11 protein-coding genes are annotated in these 16,336 nt (G+C 64.8%); 3 read left to right on the forward strand and 8 right to left on the reverse strand.

All coding sequences use genetic code 11. From position 1 onward, the window contains the following. Positions 1–11 precede the first annotated feature (11 nt). Both ACLFLU_RS06085 and ACLFLU_RS06090 read right to left on the reverse strand, forming a co-directional pair. Entirely contained in the window at positions 12–1,379 is a 1,368-nt protein-coding gene (locus ACLFLU_RS06085) for an LLM class flavin-dependent oxidoreductase (protein ID WP_426411413.1), read from the reverse strand. A 21-nt stretch (positions 1,380–1,400) separates the two neighbouring features. Continuing rightward, on the reverse strand, positions 1,401–2,453 hold the full coding sequence (locus ACLFLU_RS06090) for an Ldh family oxidoreductase (RefSeq protein ID WP_426411414.1): 1,053 nt from the start codon (positions 2,451–2,453) through the stop codon (positions 1,401–1,403). A 295-nt stretch (positions 2,454–2,748) separates the two neighbouring features. Between ACLFLU_RS06090 and ACLFLU_RS06095 the strand changes: the two genes are divergently transcribed. Then, positions 2,749–6,864 carry a bifunctional diguanylate cyclase/phosphodiesterase gene (locus tag ACLFLU_RS06095; RefSeq protein WP_426411415.1) on the forward strand — a complete coding sequence of 1,372 codons (4,116 nt, stop codon included), beginning with the start codon at positions 2,749–2,751 and terminating at the stop codon, positions 6,862–6,864. Here ACLFLU_RS06095 and ACLFLU_RS06100 read toward each other — a convergent pair. The 5 genes from ACLFLU_RS06100 to ACLFLU_RS06120 all read right to left on the reverse strand — a co-directional run bounded on the left by ACLFLU_RS06100 (position 6,838) and on the right by ACLFLU_RS06120 (position 12,598). Further along, a complete protein-coding gene (locus ACLFLU_RS06100) occupies positions 6,838–7,179 on the reverse strand; it encodes a hypothetical protein (protein ID WP_426411416.1) in 342 nt (113 codons plus the stop codon). The two genes, ACLFLU_RS06095 and ACLFLU_RS06100, sit on opposite strands and share 27 nt — an antisense overlap. A 228-nt stretch (positions 7,180–7,407) precedes the next feature. Next, positions 7,408–8,400 carry a UDP-glucose 4-epimerase GalE gene (gene galE, locus ACLFLU_RS06105; RefSeq protein ID WP_426411417.1) on the reverse strand — a complete coding sequence of 331 codons (993 nt, stop codon included), beginning with the start codon at positions 8,398–8,400 and terminating at the stop codon, positions 7,408–7,410. Positions 8,401–8,415: 15 nt separating this feature from the next. Beyond that, complete coding sequence (locus ACLFLU_RS06110; RefSeq protein ID WP_426411418.1) at positions 8,416–9,222, reverse strand: WecB/TagA/CpsF family glycosyltransferase; 807 nt, start codon at positions 9,220–9,222, stop codon at positions 8,416–8,418. Next, positions 9,215–11,509 (reverse strand): GumC family protein, encoded by a 2,295-nt coding sequence (locus tag ACLFLU_RS06115; RefSeq protein WP_426411419.1) that lies wholly within the window; start codon positions 11,507–11,509, stop codon positions 9,215–9,217. Before ACLFLU_RS06115 ends, ACLFLU_RS06110 begins: the two co-directional genes overlap by 8 nt. 297 nt (positions 11,510–11,806) lie before the next feature. Continuing rightward, positions 11,807–12,598 carry a methyltransferase domain-containing protein gene (locus ACLFLU_RS06120; protein ID WP_426411420.1) on the reverse strand — a complete coding sequence of 264 codons (792 nt, stop codon included), beginning with the start codon at positions 12,596–12,598 and terminating at the stop codon, positions 11,807–11,809. Between the two features lie 396 nt (positions 12,599–12,994). Between ACLFLU_RS06120 and ACLFLU_RS06125 the strand changes: the two genes are divergently transcribed. After that, positions 12,995–14,023: a glycosyltransferase family 2 protein gene (locus ACLFLU_RS06125; protein WP_426411421.1), complete on the forward strand. Its 1,029-nt coding sequence runs from the start codon at positions 12,995–12,997 to the stop codon at positions 14,021–14,023. 17 nt (positions 14,024–14,040) lie between these two features. Here the strand turns inward: ACLFLU_RS06125 and ACLFLU_RS06130 are convergent, their stop codons facing one another. After that, the gene (locus ACLFLU_RS06130) at positions 14,041–15,012 is read right to left on the reverse strand and encodes a glycosyltransferase (protein ID WP_426411422.1); all 972 of its coding nucleotides are present in this window, start codon (positions 15,010–15,012) and stop codon (positions 14,041–14,043) included. Positions 15,013–15,242: 230 nt separating this feature from the next. Here ACLFLU_RS06130 and ACLFLU_RS06135 point away from each other — a divergent pair, with 230 nt between their 5' ends. Next, complete coding sequence (locus tag ACLFLU_RS06135; protein WP_426411423.1) at positions 15,243–16,310, forward strand: glycosyltransferase; 1,068 nt, start codon at positions 15,243–15,245, stop codon at positions 16,308–16,310. Positions 16,311–16,336 lie beyond the last annotated feature (26 nt).

Consider the following 16,336-nt stretch of genomic DNA (forward strand, 5'->3'; position numbering starts at 1 on the left):
TGTCCTCGTCGTTATTCCGCGGCATCGCGCGGCTGCACTTTCCAGGCGCCGGCGGCCGGCCGCTTCAGCCCGAGATTTTCCCGCAGCGTCTTGCCGCGGTATTCTTTCTGGAACAGACCGCGCCGCTGTAATTCCGGAACGATGTGTTGCACGAAGTCGGCGTAGGATCCGGGCACGTAAGTGGCAGCAATGACAAAGCCGTCGCAGCCGCGCTCGACGAACATTTCTTCCAACTTGTCTGCGATCTCCTTGGGGCCGCCGACCATGGCATCGTGCACCTGGCCGCGGCCGGAGAAGGTGACGAAGTCACGCGCGCTCGGGTTGCTCTTGCCTGATGTCTTCAGCACGCCGTCGCGAATACCGAGAATGCCCTGCATGCTCTTCAGCTCGTCCGTCGTCAGCGGCGCGTCGAGATCCTTGGAGGCGAAGTCGTAATTGAGCGCTTCGGCGAGCAGCGACAATGCGTCGATCTCCAGCGGCAGCTTGTTGATCAGCGCCATCTTGTCCTCGGCTTCCGCCTTGGTCGCTGCGCTGACCGGCGTCGTCAGATTGCAGAGGAACATCTGCTCAGGATCGCGGCCGGCTTTCGCGGCCTCGTTGCGCACGGCCGCGTAGCCGTCCTTGGCGCCCTGGAGATTGCGCGCGGCCGTGAAAATCACCTCGCCCCAACGGCCGGCAAAGCGCTGGCCGCGGCCGGACGCGCCGGCCTGGATGATCACGGGATGGCCCTGGTCCGAGCGCGGCACCGTGAACGGTCCGCGCGACTTGAACGCCGCTCCCCTGTGATCGAGTCGCTTCACCTTGCTCGGATCGGCAAAGCGTCCGCTCGTCTTGTCCATGATGAGCGCGCCGTCCTCCCAAGTATCCCAATGGCCGAGCACGACCTCCATGAACTCGTCGGCCTTGTCGTAGCGGGAATCATGTTCGGGATGGGAGTCGCGCCCCATGTTGAGGGCTTCACCGTCGTTGAGCGAGGTCACGACATTCCAGCCCGCGCGGCCGCCCGACATCAGATCGAGCGTCGCGAAGCGGCGGGCGATGTCAAAGGGCTCGTAGTAAGTGGTCGAGCAGGTCGCGCCCAGCCCGAGCTTGTCGGTGACCATGCCCATCGTGGTCAGCACGATCAGCGGATCCATTTTTACGCAGCGGATGCCGTATTCGACGGTGTGGGCGTGGTCGTTGCCGTAGCGGTCCGGCATGGCAAGGCGATCGTCGAAGAACGCCATGTGGAATTTGCCGGCTTCGAGAATCCGCGCGATCTCCTGGTAATAATCCGCCGACATCGAATCTGAGCGTGATTCCGGATGCCGCCACGAGCTCGGCAGATTGGTGCAGTTTTGCGCCTGAAGGAAGCCGACCAGGACCATCTGTCGATTCATGCTGCTATTCTCCGGATTGGGTCATGACAGATCGAGGACGGTGTCGAGCCTGTATTCGCGCGCCAGCGCGCGCAGTTTCTCCCAGGTCGCGTCCTCAACCTCGATGCCGTCGCGCAGGCGTTGCTGCTCGCGCACGCCCTCGATCTCGCCGGGATAATAGACGCCCTTGCTGCCTTCAGACGGCGGCGTCGATTTCAGGTACTTCGCGAACTCAGCGACCTCGCGCTTGAATTCCTTCAGCGGGCGGAATGCCGCGACGTTGAACACCGCCATGAAGCACCCGTCATTGTGCCGTCCGGTCGGCTCGACGCCGAAGCCGAGGCCCGTCAGAAGGCCGCACAACACCTCGACCATGGCCGCGAGACCGCTACCTTTGTAACCCTCGGTGCCGCCGAGCGGCAGCAGCGCGCCGCCCTTGCGGTATTGGGTGGGATCGGTCGTGTGCCGGCCCTCGGCATCGATGATCCACCCCGTCGGAATCTCCTCGCTGCGGGCGACCGCGAGCTGGATCTTGCCGGCGGCAACTGCCGATGTCGCCATATCCAGATAGAACGGCGCATCGAGATCGGACGGCACCGCGATCGAGATCGGGTTGGTGCCGAGCCGTGCCTCCTTGCCGCCGAACGGCGCGACGTGCTTTGGCGAGCGGCCGGAATCGGCAGTGGCAATCCCGATCATTCCTTCGCGCATCGCCATCAGCGGATAGGCGGCGAGGCGGCCGACATGGCTCTGCCGGAACACGGTGCAGGCGGCGACGTTCGCCGTTTTCGCCTTTTCGATCGTCAGCGCCATCGCCTTGGCGTTGACGTGGAAACCAAAACCCCAATGGCCGTCGATCACGGTCGTGGTCGGCGATTCCTGGACGATGGTCCATTTGGCGCCGGGGACGATGTGTCCGGCCTTGATACGGTCGATATAGGTCGGAACCGCGATCACGCCGTGGGAGTCATGGCCGGCGAGATTGGCGTTGACGCAGCCGACGGCCACAGCGTCGGCTTCTTCCTCGGAGGCTCCGGCGGCACGGAGCAGCGCAGCGCTGACGCGCGTGAGGCGGTCGGCCTTGACGATGGGCATGGCGCTTCCTCGGCATTGTGCCCTTAACGGGCTGCTTGTTGGACACCATCGTCTCAAAGCGGGGCTGCGATATCAATCTCTCGTAAACCAATACAGGGCTGCAAATTCGTAAAGAGAGCGCGCCTTTGGTCGTAGACTCCTCCCGCACGGCGGTATTCCCGATAGTTTTGCGCGCGTTGTTCGTAGCTCGTTCACTTTGATCGGCGGTTTCCAGCGTGCAATAACGACCACTTAGGCGATCCCCGTTCATAAAGCACCCGGGAGAAATCGGCAGAAATGCCCGGGAGTTAAGATCGTGCCGACGACACTCGCGCGCACCTTTGCGGCGTTGAGCGCCATCAATGAAGCGATCCTCTACGCGAAATCGCCGGACGAGCTGTACCAGATGGTCTGCGACGCCGGATTTTCGAGCGGGGACTTCATGGCCGTTGCCGTGTTCCTGGTGGAGCCGGATGGCCAGCACTTGCGCTTTGCCGCAGGCCGCGGTGACGACGTGGCGCGTCTGCGCGCGATCAAGATCACCATCGAAGCTGGTGCGCCTGAGGGCTCTGGTGTCGGCGGCGAGGCGTTTCGCAGCCAGAAGCTCTGCATCAGCAATGACTATTTGAACGATCCGCGCTCGCTGGCATGGCGTGAGGGCGCGGCCAGGGCGAATATCGGCGCCGCGGCGGCGCTGCCGCTTCTGTGCAACGGCAGGAGCGTCGGTGTGCTGTTCGTGACCCGCAGCGAGGCCGGCTCGCTGAGCGAGCAGATGGTGTCGCTGTTCGAGCGCATGTCGGCCAATATCTCCTATGCGCTGGAGAATTTTTCGCGCGAGACTGCGCGGCAGACCAGTGAGCGGGCGACGCGGCGGCTGAATCGCATGTTCGGCGCGCTCAGCGCGACCAACGAAGCCATCCTGCGTGCGAAAACCGAGCAGGAGCTGTACCAGCTCGTGTGCGATGCCTCAGTGCATGGCGGCAAGTCGTTGGCGACCTTTGTCCTGCTCAAGGAGCAGGATTCGCATTGGTTGAAGCCGGTCGCGGGCACCGGCGAGAATCTGGAGATCGTGGCGCGGACCCGCTACTCCACCGATCCCGAGAATCCCTACGGACGCGGGATTTCCGGCGAGGTGTTTCGCTCGCAGAAGCCCATCGTCGAGCGCGATCTCGCGCGCCGCACCAGAGGAACGCCGTGGGAGCAGGCCAATATCAACTCGGGCGTCGCCGCAGTTGTCGCGGCGCCCTTGATCAAGCATGGCCGAAGCATGGGCGTGATCCTGTCCTTCCTCAGCCAGTCCTGGGCCAAGGACGAGGAAGTCGTCGCGCTGATGCTGCGCATCGCCGAGAACGTCTGCTTCGCCGTCGACAATTTCGACCGTGAGGCCGAAAAGGCGCGGATCGCCGAGGAGGAGGAGCGCCTGGCGCGCATGTATGCGGCGCTGAGCGCGACCAACGAGGCGATCCTGCGCGCACACTCGCGGTCCGAGCTGTTTGACCTCGTCTGCGAAGCGACCGCGAGGGGGGCCAAGTTCACCTCGGCCGTCATTGCGCTGGTCGATCATCAGGCCGAGCTGCTCCGCGTCGCCGCCTGCTACGGGCCGAACGCGGATATCGTCCGCAGCTTCAAATTCTCCATCTCCGAACAGGTGCCTGAAGGACGGGGGCTGACCGGCACGGCGTTCCGGACGCGCCAGCCCTGCATCAGCAACGACGTGCTGTCCGACGACCGGATCGCGCCTTGGGCGGCCAACGCCCGCCGCAACGGTATCGGATCCTCCGCGGCGCTGCCGTTGTTCAACGGCGACCGCGTCGAAGGCGTATTTCTCTTCAACTCGCCGGAACGCGGCACGTTCACGCCGGAGTTCGTCGAGCTGCTGCAGCGGCTCCAGGCCAATGTCGCCTTCGCGCTCGAGAATTTCGATCGGGTGGACGATAAGGCGCGGGCCGACAAGCAGCGCAATCGCCTTAGCGGCATGTTCAAGGCGCTGAGTACCACCAACGAAGCCATCATGCGTGCCAAGACACGCGAGGAGCTGTTCGAGGTGGTATGCCAGGCGGCCGTGCTGGGCGATGTGTTTGCCTCGACGACGATCGGCATCCTCGACGAGACAGGCGAAATCGTTCGTGTCATTGCGGTAAAGGGGCGTCTTCAGGAACAAATGGTCGGGCGCACATGTTGCGTGTCTCCCGGCCATGCAGAGGGGCAGGGGATCATCGGGATTTCGCTGCGAACCCGCCGTCCCAGCGTCATCAACGACTATCTGAACGACCCGCGATCCACTCATTGGCATTCCAAGGCGACCGAGGACGGGACGCGCGCGGCTGCCAGCTTTCCGCTGCTGCGAGCGGGCGTGGAGCCGATCGGCATTCTGCTGTTTCTGGCGCCCGAAGAGAATACGTTCACGCCGGACCTGGTTGAGCTGCTCGAGCGTCTGGCGGAGAACGTCTCCTTTGCGCTCGACAATTTCGACCGGGCCGAGGAGCGGTCGCGGACCGAAGCGCAGAAGGAGCGCCTGACGCGCATGTTCGCGGCGCTGAGCGCCACCAACGAAGCGATCGTGCGCGCCAAGTCACGCACCGAGCTGTTTGAGCTCGTGTGTCAGGCCGCGTCCACGGGCGGCAAGTTCACCTCGGCGACCATTGCGCTCGCCAGGGCCGACAGCGACCAGCTGGCGATCGTCGCGGCCTCAGGACCGTCGGCCGAGACCACGCGGAACGTTCGTCTCTCCATCGATGCCGAAAGACCCGAAGGTCGCGGCATGAGCGGCACCGCGTTCCGCACCCGGCAGCCCTGTGTCAGCAACGACTATGTCAACGACAACCGTGTCAGCGCCTTCCATGCCGTCCTGCAGGGCGACGGCGCGCGCTCCGGCGCGGCGTTCCCGCTGATCACGCACGACAAACCGGTCGGCGTCATGATCTACATGTCGACCGAGCAGGAAACCTTCACCGCCGAGTTCGTCGAGCTGTTGCAGCGCCTCGCCGATAACGTCTCCTTTGCGATCGAGAACTTCGATCGCGCCGACGAGAAGTACGAGGCGGACGAGCGCATCGAATATCTCGCCTCGCATGACAGTCTGACCGACCTGCCGAACCGCGAGACCTTCAACGGGCTGCTGCGCGAGGCGATCGACGCGGCGCAGCGCCTTGATCACCGTTTCGCGGTGCTGTTCATCGACCTCGACCGCTTCAAGGTCATCAACGATTCGCTGGGCCATGAGGCCGGCGATTTGCTCCTGCTCGAGGTGGCGAACCGCTTGCGCAGCGCGCTGCGGGCAAGCGACGTCGTGGCGCGTCTCGGCGGCGACGAGTTCGTGGTGATCCTCGACCAGTGCGGCGAGATCGACGACGTCCAGCGCATCGCCACCGGGTTGCTGACGGCGCTCGCCGAGCCCATGGAGCTCGCCGGCCATGAGTGCCACACCACGGCCTCGATCGGCATCGCGATGTATCCGGCCAATGGCGCCGACGCGCAGACGCTGACCAAGAACGCCGACATGGCGATGTATCTCGCCAAGGAAGACGGCAAGAACGGCTATCGCTTCTTCTCCAAGGAAGTGAAGACGCAGTCGATCGAGCGGCTGTCGCTCGAGAGCGCGCTGCGCCGGGCACTGGAGCGCGAACAGTTCTCGCTGAATTACCAGCCCAAGGTCGACATGGAGACCGGCCAGATCACGGGCGTGGAAGCGCTGCTGCGCTGGACCCATCCCGATCTCGGCAACGTCTCGCCGGCGCAGTTCATTCCGCTCGCCGAAGAGACCGGCCTGATCGTCCCGATCGGCCGCTGGGTGCTGAACGAGGCCTGCGCGCAGGCCATGGCCTGGCAGCGCCGCGGCCTGTTGCCGTTGTCGATGGCGGTCAACCTGTCACCGCGGCAATTTGCCGACGAGCATCTGCTGCAGGACGTCGACGAGGCGCTGGCGGCCTCCGGCATGTCGCCGGTGCTGCTCCAGCTCGAGGTCACCGAGAGCATGATGATGCGCAATGTCGGACGCGCGCTGAAGGTGCTCGACGCGATTCAGAGCCGCGGCATCCGGCTTGCCATCGACGATTTCGGCACCGGCTATTCATCGATGTCGCTGATGAAGCACTTCCCGATCGACACCATCAAGATCGACCGCTCCTTTGTGCGCGATCTGCCCCACGATTCGGAAGATCAGGCGATCGCGCAGGCGATCATCAGCATGGGCAAAGCGCTCGGCATGACCGTGGTCGCCGAGGGCGTCGAGAACGCCGAGCAGGAGGCCTTCCTGCGCACCCATGGCTGCGACGAGATGCAGGGCTTCCTGATCGCAAAGCCGCTGCCCGCGAAGCAGATGGCCGAATTGCTGCGGCCGGTGGAGCTGTCCGTCGCGCCGCCGCTCCAGCCGGAGGCGGACCCGGCCGGGGACGAGGCCGCGGCGCTACGGCTGAAACGCGCTGTCGTCTGACGGCAGCGGCTGCAATTCGCGGATGTCGTGATCGGCGGCCTCCGCCTTGCTCGGAAAATCCTGAGGTTCCGTCAGCGACGTCTGTTCGACGAACAGCGAGATAATCGTGCATGCGCCGTCGGCGAGGCTTGCGCCGTCGCCCAGGCCCAGCGCGCCGCGCCATGTCTCGCTCAACGGCTCGTGGTCGTCGACCACAGCCATGGCGGGCCCCCACCACCAGGCAGGCGCAGGCGAGCGCTCGCCCTCGGGCACGACATGCCAGCGAACGAACTCATCGATCACGCGCTCGAACTCCAGGCGTGCAGCCTGATGCATGCGCAGGTACTCCTTGAATCCACGTCTGATCACAGGCCGGTGCGCGGATCTGATCGTGGCCTTGACGCTTGGAAAAAGCGGCTCGCGCAAATGGCCGAGCCACGCATGCCGACCTCATCGTCGGCCATGCCAAAACATGCGGCCGTCGGCGAAGCGCCCACGGCGGCAGTGAATATGCATTCTAGCCGTTTGGAGGCACGGCCGGCAAGGTGCGGGTGTTACGGTTGCTTAACGTGCCTTAGGCGGATGTGCCTTCTGGTGCCAGGCCCAGGCGGTGCGGATCACGGTCGGCAGGTCGGAGTGGCGCGGCACGAAGTCCAGCACCTTTCGCGCAGCCGAGGGGTCTGCGACGAGATAGGTGGGATCGCCGGCGCGGCGCGGCTTGACGGTGTGCGGCACCTCGCGCCCGGTCTCCTGCCTGATGGCAGTGAGGATCTCGCGCACCGAGAAGCCCGAGCCGGTGCCGAGATTGAAGCTGCCGCCGGCATGTCCCGTTTCCAGCAGCTTCAAAGCCGCGACATGCGCCGCCGCGAGGTCGGTGACGTGGATGTAGTCACGGATCGCGGTGCCGTCGGGCGTGTCGTAATCGTCGCCGAACACGGCGAACTCGACATGCCCCTGCAACGCCATCATGGCGCGTGGGATGAGATGCGTCTCGTTGTCACGCAATTCGCCGATGCCGCCGGCCGGATCGGCGCCGCTGGCATTGAAATAGCGCAGGCAGAACGCGCCGAAACCGTAGGCCGCGCGGTAGTCGGCGAGCATGCGCTCGATCATCCACTTCGAAGCACCGTAAGGATTGATCGGCGCGCAGGGAAAGTCCTCCGGAAGCGCCTTGGAATCGGCGTTGCCATAGACCGCGCCGGACGAGGAGAACACGATGCGGTGGCAGCCGGCGTTGCGCATCGCCTGGAGCAGCGACAGCGTGCCCTGGACGTTGTTGATGTAATATTTCTGCGGGTCGGTCATGGACTCGCCGACCAGGCTCGCCGCGGCGAAATGCATCACCGCCGCTATTTTGTGATCGGCAAAGGCGCGCGCCAGCGCCGCGCCGTCGAGCAGATCGCCCGTCACCAGATCCCCGGACACGAAGCTGCGATGGCCCGTCGAGAGATCGTCATACACGACGGGCCGATAGCCGGCAGCAGCCAAGGCGCGGCAGGCATGAGAGCCAATATAGCCCGCGCCTCCTGTGACGAGGACAGTCGGCCGATCATTCATGGCGTTCTACTCTTCTCAGCGATTGAAGGGGCGGTTGCGGCTGAAGAGAAGATAGATCGCGCGGGGGTTGGTGGTCAAATAGCGCCAGAACAGGCGGCGCGGCTCGAGCCAGACACGCCAGACCCATTCGAGCCCGATCCGCTGCATCCATTGCGGCGCGCGCGAGCGGCTGCCCGACAGGAAGTTGAACAGGCCGCCTGACGTCTTGATGACGCCGACATTGGTCAGCAGCGGCGTGTATTCCTCGACGAAGGCCTGTTCAGAAGGCACGCCGAGCGCGACCCACAGGCAATCCGGTGCGAGGGCGTTGATTTCCTCGACCTTGGCCCGCAGGGCATCGCCGCGGAGATAGCCATGACTGTATCCGACGATCTTGAGCTTCGGATACATGTTCTGGACCCGTCGGACCGCCGTCTCGTTCTCTTCTTCGCTGGCGCCGAGCATGTAGAAGGTGCGGCCGGCAACTTCCGCCTTGCGCGCGACGACATGGAACAGGTCCGTCGTGGCAACGCGCTCCGGCAGCGGAAACCAGGACTGCAGTTTTGACGCCGCCACCAGCGGCTGGCCGTCGGCATTGATCAGATCGGCGGCGCGGAACAGGCGTTCGGTCTGCGGCTCGGTCGAGCAGCGCGCCAGCACCTCGCCATTGGCCGACGTCAGATACAGCGGGCGGCCGATGCGATGACGCGGATCGGTTGCCTCGATCATGAAATCTGCGGTGGCTTCCAGGTCGAGTGCGGCCATGCGAAGGCCACCGACGGTGATACGTGGCACCTCGGCGGTCGCGGCACGACCGTCCAGATTGACGCGGCGCTCAAGCATATTGTTTGCCTCGCTGGCGCGTTTGGGTTGCGGGAGCGAGCTCGTCGAGCACCACGCCGACGAGCTTGCGCTGGGCGCCGCCGAGTGCGGCCAGAATCTCTTCCATGCTGTCATTGATGTCGAGGCTGGTCGGCAGCACCGCCACCAGCGCGTCGGCGCCGTCGAGCAGCTTGCGACCTGCGGCCGAGAGCGGCATCGCGGGGCCGTCGAGAATGACGAGGTCATAGCCACCGGCCGAACGCGCCTGTGCGATCGCCTTGCGGACGGCGTCAGCGGCCTTGCCGGCATCGCTCTCGGTCGCCGGCAGCACCGAGATGCCGTTGACGGTCTTGACCTCGCGCACGGCCTTGCTGCTGATCGAGAGCCAGCCGAGCTTGCTCGGCTCGCTCTTGCCGGGACGATTGATCCTGTTCGAGAGCGTGTGCGCCTGATGGTCGGCGTCGATCATCAGCACGCGGCTGCCGTCGCGCGCGGCCGCCAGCGCGAAATTCAGCGCGGTCACGCTGCGTCCTGTGGTGTCGCCGGCGCCGACCAGCGCCACCACCGGCATGGTCTTGCTGCCGGCGCGACGAGCCATCGCCGCCCGCATGTCGCGCAGGGCGTTGAGCAGCGTCGTCAGCGGAAATCCGGGGCGCAGCGTCGGCCAGCCGACGCGGGTCAGATCGACGCCGCTGCCGGTGGCGAGAATGGCGCCGAGCGTGCGGATCACGTCGGCCTCCTGAAGGCGGGCGATCAGCGGTTTCTCGACCAGCGCGAGCGCAGGTGCAGGCGCGGCGGCTTCCACCTGAGGTTTGGCAACGTCCGGCGCAGGCGTGCGCTCGCGGCGGGTCGGTTGGGGAGCGGTCGCGCCGTTGAACAGATGCTCAGCCGCGACGAACCAGGAGGCGGCGGCAAGCGCGCCAAACATGAAGCCGATCATGGCGAACAGGCTCATTGCCGGCGGGAACGAGCGCCGCTGCGGCACCGTGGCCTCGCCGATGACGCGGGCCGCCGACGTGTTCAGGGTCTCCTGCTCCTCGGTCTCGCGCGAGCGCTTGAGGAAGGATTGATAGACGTCGCGGCTGGCTTCTGCCTCGCGCTCGAGCTCGCGCAAGCGCACGGCGGCCTGGCTGAGCTGCACGCTCTGCCGCTTCTGCACTTCCAGCGCCCGGTTGAGCGACGCCTCATAGTCACGGGCACGGGTGAGATCGTTCTTGGCCGATTGCGCAAAGCGCTCGATCTCCTCGCTGATGGTGCGCTTGAGATCCTCGACCTGCTTTTCGGTCTGGCGCAGCGCCGGGTGGCGTGGGCCGAGCTCGGCCGTCTGCTCCGCATATTTCTTGCGGGCGTCGGCATATTGCGCGCGCAGGTTCGCGATCGTCGGCGATTGCAGTGCTTCGGGAATGGCGCCGGCATCCGCGGCGGTGCGCTTGTTTGCCTCGATCTGGTCCAGGCGCGCCTGCGCGTCCATCGTCGCCGCGCGGGCCGCCGAAAGCCGCTGGTTGCTGGAGGAGAGCTGCTGATCAGAGATCAGCGCGTCCTGGGTGCCGACAAAATTGTTCTGCGCCTTGTAGGTGGCAAGCGCGGTTTCGGCGTTGCGGAGCCGCTCGCGCAGCTCCTTCAGCCGGCCGGACAATTCGCTGGTCGCGCGCCGCGCGGCTAGCGCCTGCGAATTGCGGGACTCCGTCAGATAGACGTTGGTCAGGGTGTTGGCGAGCATCGCCGCTTTGGCGGGATCGGTCGACCAGACCTCGATATCGACGATGAAGCTCTTCTCGGTTTTGCGGATCGTGATGTGCCTGTTCAGCGCGTCGAGCGCCGCGAGCTGCACGTCCTTGATGTCCGCAGCCGAGGGCGCGCGGGGCTGGAGGCCGATCAGGCCGAGCAGCGACGTCATCAGCGTCCTGCTGTCACCGCCGCCACCGAATTCGGGATCCTTGTCGAGATTGGCCTGCTCGATCACCCGCAGCAGCACGCTGTTGGACGTGATCAGGCGCGCCTGGCTTTCGATCACCATCGACATGCCGGAGAGATCTTGCGCGCGCGGCGTGAGCTCGCGATCGACGAGCTGAAGCTCGCGCGGGTCGACATAAAGCTGGGCGGTCGCGGTGTAGCGGGGCGTCAGGCTCTTGCCGATGGTAACGGCGAGGCACGCGCCGATCAGCGCGGCAGAAGCAATCGCAATCTTGCGCCGCCATAGCAGGCCGACGAGCTCCAGCACGTTGAAGCTGGCCTCGGATGTCCGCTGCGGGGCCTCCGATCTAGTCGGATCTCCGGCCCGGTCAATCGGCTGGTTATAGTCAAGCATAGTCCCCAGCTTTCATTCCAACGGCAGTGGGCTGAGGGGTTACTCTTCGCTTTACGCCCCGCACCGGGGATATAGGTGCGCAATCAACGCAACAGGGAAAATTAACCATACTCATTGAGGGACTATTCACCGAAATGGCAAACAAAGCGTTTAAGCGCGGGTCGCCATTTGCCGCGTCGTTGTGACGCCCCGGCGGCAGCAGTTCCTCACTGATTAACGGTTCGTTACCGTGCATGCCCAACGGCGCGCGCGCATGCCGCTTTACAGCGTTTTGGTCGGCCTGCGCGCGCATGGCCATCAGCGCTTCCGCAGGATGACGTGATAGTCGCCGCGGCGAACGTCGGTGCCGCGCGGAAGCACGGCGTTCATCACCGCGGCGCCGGCGTCGACGAGGGCGGCGAACAGCGGCTTGCGCTGGCGCATCTCGGGATAGCGCGGGCTCTCGACCTCACGGCGGTAGATCGTCTCCAGCCCGTGGGCTGCCGCGAACGCCTCGAGCTTCGATAGCGTCACCAGCGGATGGAAGAAGGTCGGGAACGGCGCCTCGCCCGACAGACCGGCGGTCTTGATGCCGCGGATGTTACGGTAGAACCAGACATGAAACCAGTGCGGCGAGTACTTTGTGACGACGCCGGACAGCGAGCGCGGATTGGGCGCGCCGATCAGGATCATGCCGCCGCGCTTGAGCGCATCGCGGAAGTTCAGCAGCGCCGCCTCGACGTCGGGCAGGTGCTCGATCACGTTGTAGCAGATCACGACGTCGAAGGTTTCGGGCGAGAAACGATAGGTCTGGACGTCACCGAGGATCGCCTCGTCCGCGTAGGTGTTGTTGCGGACCTGGTCTTCGTCGATGTCGACGACGGTGACCTGGCTGCGGCCGAGCACGTCCATGGGCAGGAAGCTCGAGGAGCCGCCACCGGCCTCGTAGATCGCAAGCCGGCCTTGCGGCAGCTCGCGGCGCAGCACGTCGTGAACGCCGAGCAGGCTGTCGCGGGCTTCTCCGGCGACGAGATCGAGCAGTGCCTGGGTGTGCGTCGGGGCTTGGGTCTCGGTGGCTGTCGCGAAATCGATCGTCGCTGACTTGTTCATGTTTTCTAACCGCGCTTGTTCGACTCAAATTTACAGGAAAAATCTCTCGTTCTCGAAGAGCAAATCCGATGCCGCGCGCCTCCACCGATCGCGGTGCTTACGGCCGGGTTAATCCGACCAAGCGTTAACTACGGCATTGTCCACGTTGCGCTGTTGGCAGGTGATGGACTGCAAATTGCAGTATCACGCGCGCAGGAATTCGCAGGGAAAACACGCGAAAGCGGTTAAGCGCATGATAGGACGCATCATGGCCGGGACATCAGCGTCGCGGCGCAGCTTGAGCGCTGGCGCAGGCCGTTCATTTTGGGACGTATCTGTCTCGCGCGGCCGTGCCGCCACGGGACAATGGTGCTTGATGCAGGGCTTTTTCAACATATCTCGGGCATCTAGGACGCGATGACGCTGATCCCGACAGATTTGTCCGCCAGCCGGATCTCGGATGCCGTGCGCGATCCCAACCGGGAGATCGCCGCGAGCTCGCGCGTCATCGATCTCTCGGTCGGCATCGTCGTGTGCATTCCCTGCTTCCGGCGCCCGCAGCATCTGCGGCTGACGCTGGACTCGCTCGTCAACCAGCGCACCCCGCGCTCCTTTGCGGTGGTCATGGTCGAGAATGACACGGCCGGGCGCGCGAGCGCGCCGGTGGCCGCGGAGTATCTTGCTTCCGGCAAGCTCCAGGGTATCTGCCTGGTCGAGAAGCGGCAGGGCAATTGCCAGGCGATCAATGCCGCGTTCGAGACGGCGCAAGCGCTGTTTCCTGCCGCAGCCAGCTTCCTGATGATCGATGACGATGAGATCGCTTCGCCCGACTGGCTCGAGCTGATGGTTCGCACCGCAGAGGCGACCGGTGCCGACGTAGTCGGTGGACCGGTGCTTCCGGTGTTCGACGACGACAGCCAGCCCTGGCTCGCGCGCCATCCAGCCTTCTGTCCGGCTTACGACTACACCGGTGCGGTGCCGCTGATCTATGGCTGCGGCAATTGCCTGATCACGCGCGCAGCGTTCGAGCGGCTGGGGAGCCCCGCCTTCGATCTCCAGTTCAATTTCCTTGGCGGCGGAGACTGCGACTTCTTCTATCGCGGCCGCAATGCCGGCATGACTTTCCACTGGACCGCGGAGGCCGTCATCACCGAGACCGTGCCGCAAAGCCGCACCAGCATCGGCTGGATCGCCAAGCGCGGCCTGCGCATCGGCGCGATCAACTATCGTGTGCAGATCAAGGCTGCGTCAGGCGCGGCGGCGCGGGCACGGGTGTTTGCGCAGATGCTGGGGCGGCTGCCGCTGTCGCTGGTTCGTTCGGCCCGCCTGCTGACGTCATCGAAAGCCGTCGTCGCGATGCACCCCGTGCTGGTGGCCGTCGGTTCTGCGCTCGCGGCTTTCGGCTTTGATCCGAAGCCCTACAAGGCCTCGAAGATCGTCTCCTGACGCGTTCGCACCGGGCGTTAGATGCCAAAATAAGACAGAGCGATCTTGATCGCGGATCGCGGCATCGCCTTGAGCGAGCGCCGGCCGACCATGCCGAGATAGCCAAGCGCATCGCGATACCGGCCAAATCGGACGGCTTGGGTCGCCGCATAGGTCACGAGATGGATTTCCGCTGCCTGCCGCAAACGGGGCGCAGCGGCGGCCGGCAGCTTGCCGAGAATCAATTCGTCGTCGAACACGCGTGCGACCGCCGGGAAGAAATCCTGCGGCGTCCGCATCGCGGCGTTCATCGTGCTGGCCGTGTGCAGGCGGTAGTCGAGCAGGAGTTTCGGCACGTAGGCGAATTCGCCGAGTGCGGCGAGGCGGCACCAGCAATGCCAGTCCTCGCAATAGCGGAGCGAGACGTCGAAGCCGCCGGCGGTGCGGAAAGCCTCAGCGCGAACCAGCATGATGCCGCCGTTGACGATGAAATTGCCGCCGGCGAGCCGCTCCAGCACGTCGCCGGACGGTTTGAGGCGTCCCTTCAGGAGGCCGCGGCGGCCGATCGGCTGTCCCGCGCTGTCGATCGTGTTGTAGTCGCCATAGACCAGCACCGCGTGCGGCGCAGTTTTCGTCGCCGTCAGCAGCGTCGTCACGGCATCGGGCCGCAGGCGATCATCGGCATCGAGGAACATCAGCCAGTCCGCACGCGCGCTGCGTGCACCGAGGTTGCGCGCAGCCGACACGCCGCTGGCGTCGTTGATCGTCAGGCGCAGCCGCGGATCGCGGACGGCCCCGACGATCGCCACAGTATCATCCGTCGAGCCGTCATCGACGACGATCACCTCGGTGACATCAGCTTGCACCAGCACGCTTGCAATGGTTTCGCCGATATAGGCCGCCGCATTCTTCGCAGGGACGATCACGGAAACCACAGGCGACGTTGCGCGCGCATCCGCCGCCGCGGATGCGGCGGCCGGTGCGTCGAGCGTGGCGTCGGTGAGGGTCAAGCGATGGCTCGTCGTGTTTAAGGATCTGTTAACCAGGCTGCCCGCAAGCGCAGTCTGGGCTGGCGCAGATGATACCCACATAACGATCAAATCGTTGTTGCGAAGGCCGTTGCGTCGGCGGTTTTGTAGATTAGCGTTAAACCTGTGGCGTTAAGTCTGTCGCAGCTTTCGAGAGGTGCGGCAGCCGGTCTCATGTGAGAATGCAGGCCTGATTGCCGCGGATGGATCCAGTGCCCGCAAAGACATTCGACTACGATCCCGACGACATGATCCTCAATCTGTTCTACGAGGACAAGGACGATCGCTGGTTTCCCGGCGACCGGCACCTGCGGCGCATGGCGCGCAAGATGTTGTTCGGCGAGCCGCGCATGAGCGGGCAATTGCGCGTGTTCCTCAATCTCTGTGCCGGCCTCGACCGGCTCGGCATCCGTTATCGTGTCAATGACTACGGCTACATCGCGCAGCACCCGGAAGAGGTCGCCTGCATCATCGGCCGCACTTTCCTGCTCGACAAGTTCGCATGGAAAAACCCGATCCTGCTCGGAGTCGCTGCGCATAATCATCCGTTTGACGATCCTGACCTGTTCAAACGTCTTCCCGTCAAGAAAGTCGTGGTGCCCGGCCCGTGGTACGCCGAGATGTACCGACCGCACTGGCCGGAGACCGAAGCCTGGCCGGTCGGCATCGACACCGATCTATGGGCGCCGTCGCGCCCGCGCGACAAGACCGTCGACATTCTGCTCTATGACAAGGTCAGCTGGGATCGCGACCGCTACGTGCCGGAGCTGGTCGAGCCGGTTCGCGCGCGGCTGATCAAGGAAGGCCGCTCCTTCACGGAGTTGCGATACGGCAGCTACAAGGAGGAAGACTATCAGGCCGCACTGGCGCGTTCGCGTGCGATGATCTTCCTGTGCCAGAACGAGAGCCAGGGCATCGCCTATCAGCAGGCGCTGTCCAGCGGCGTGCCGGTGTTGGCCTGGGATCCCGGCGGTCCCTGGCCGGATCCCGACTATTATCCGCACCGCGTCCTGTTCGAGCCGGTGTCGTCGGTGCCCTATTGGGACGACCGCTGCGGTCTCAAATTCGTCGACCGCGCCGGCTTCGAGGACCGCTGGACTGACTTCTGGGCCGGCTGCACTGCGGGCGAATTCGATCCACGCGGCTACATCATGGACAACCTCACGCTGGAGCAGCGCGCGCTGCAATACTACGAGATCGCGCGCAGCATCGCACGGCAGCAGCGCGTCGCGGCCAGCTCCGGCATGCTGGTTGACGGATGGTTAACGGGGATGGGCTAGACCTGAAGGGTCCCCCATCGTCCACC

The sequence above is a fragment of the Bradyrhizobium ganzhouense genome (assembly GCF_049949285.1).
GTDB classification, from domain to species: Bacteria; Pseudomonadota; Alphaproteobacteria; order Rhizobiales; family Xanthobacteraceae; genus Bradyrhizobium; species Bradyrhizobium ganzhouense.

Bases quoted from the DNA above. Each gene is read 5' to 3' on its own strand.
- ACLFLU_RS06085 (WP_426411413.1), bottom strand. From the start codon at position 1,379: ATGAATCGACAGATGGTCCTGGTCGGCTTCCTTCAGGCGCAAAACTGC.
- ACLFLU_RS06090 (WP_426411414.1), bottom strand. From the start codon at position 2,453: ATGCCCATCGTCAAGGCCGACCGCCTCACGCGCGTCAGCGCTGCGCTG.
- ACLFLU_RS06100 (WP_426411416.1), bottom strand. From the start codon at position 7,179: ATGCATCAGGCTGCACGCCTGGAGTTCGAGCGCGTGATCGATGAGTTC.
- galE (WP_426411417.1), bottom strand. From the start codon at position 8,400: ATGAATGATCGGCCGACTGTCCTCGTCACAGGAGGCGCGGGCTATATT.
- ACLFLU_RS06110 (WP_426411418.1), bottom strand. From the start codon at position 9,222: ATGCTTGAGCGCCGCGTCAATCTGGACGGTCGTGCCGCGACCGCCGAG.
- ACLFLU_RS06115 (WP_426411419.1), bottom strand. From the start codon at position 11,509: ATGCTTGACTATAACCAGCCGATTGACCGGGCCGGAGATCCGACTAGA.
- ACLFLU_RS06120 (WP_426411420.1), bottom strand. From the start codon at position 12,598: ATGAACAAGTCAGCGACGATCGATTTCGCGACAGCCACCGAGACCCAA.
- ACLFLU_RS06125 (WP_426411421.1), top strand. From the start codon at position 12,995: ATGACGCTGATCCCGACAGATTTGTCCGCCAGCCGGATCTCGGATGCC.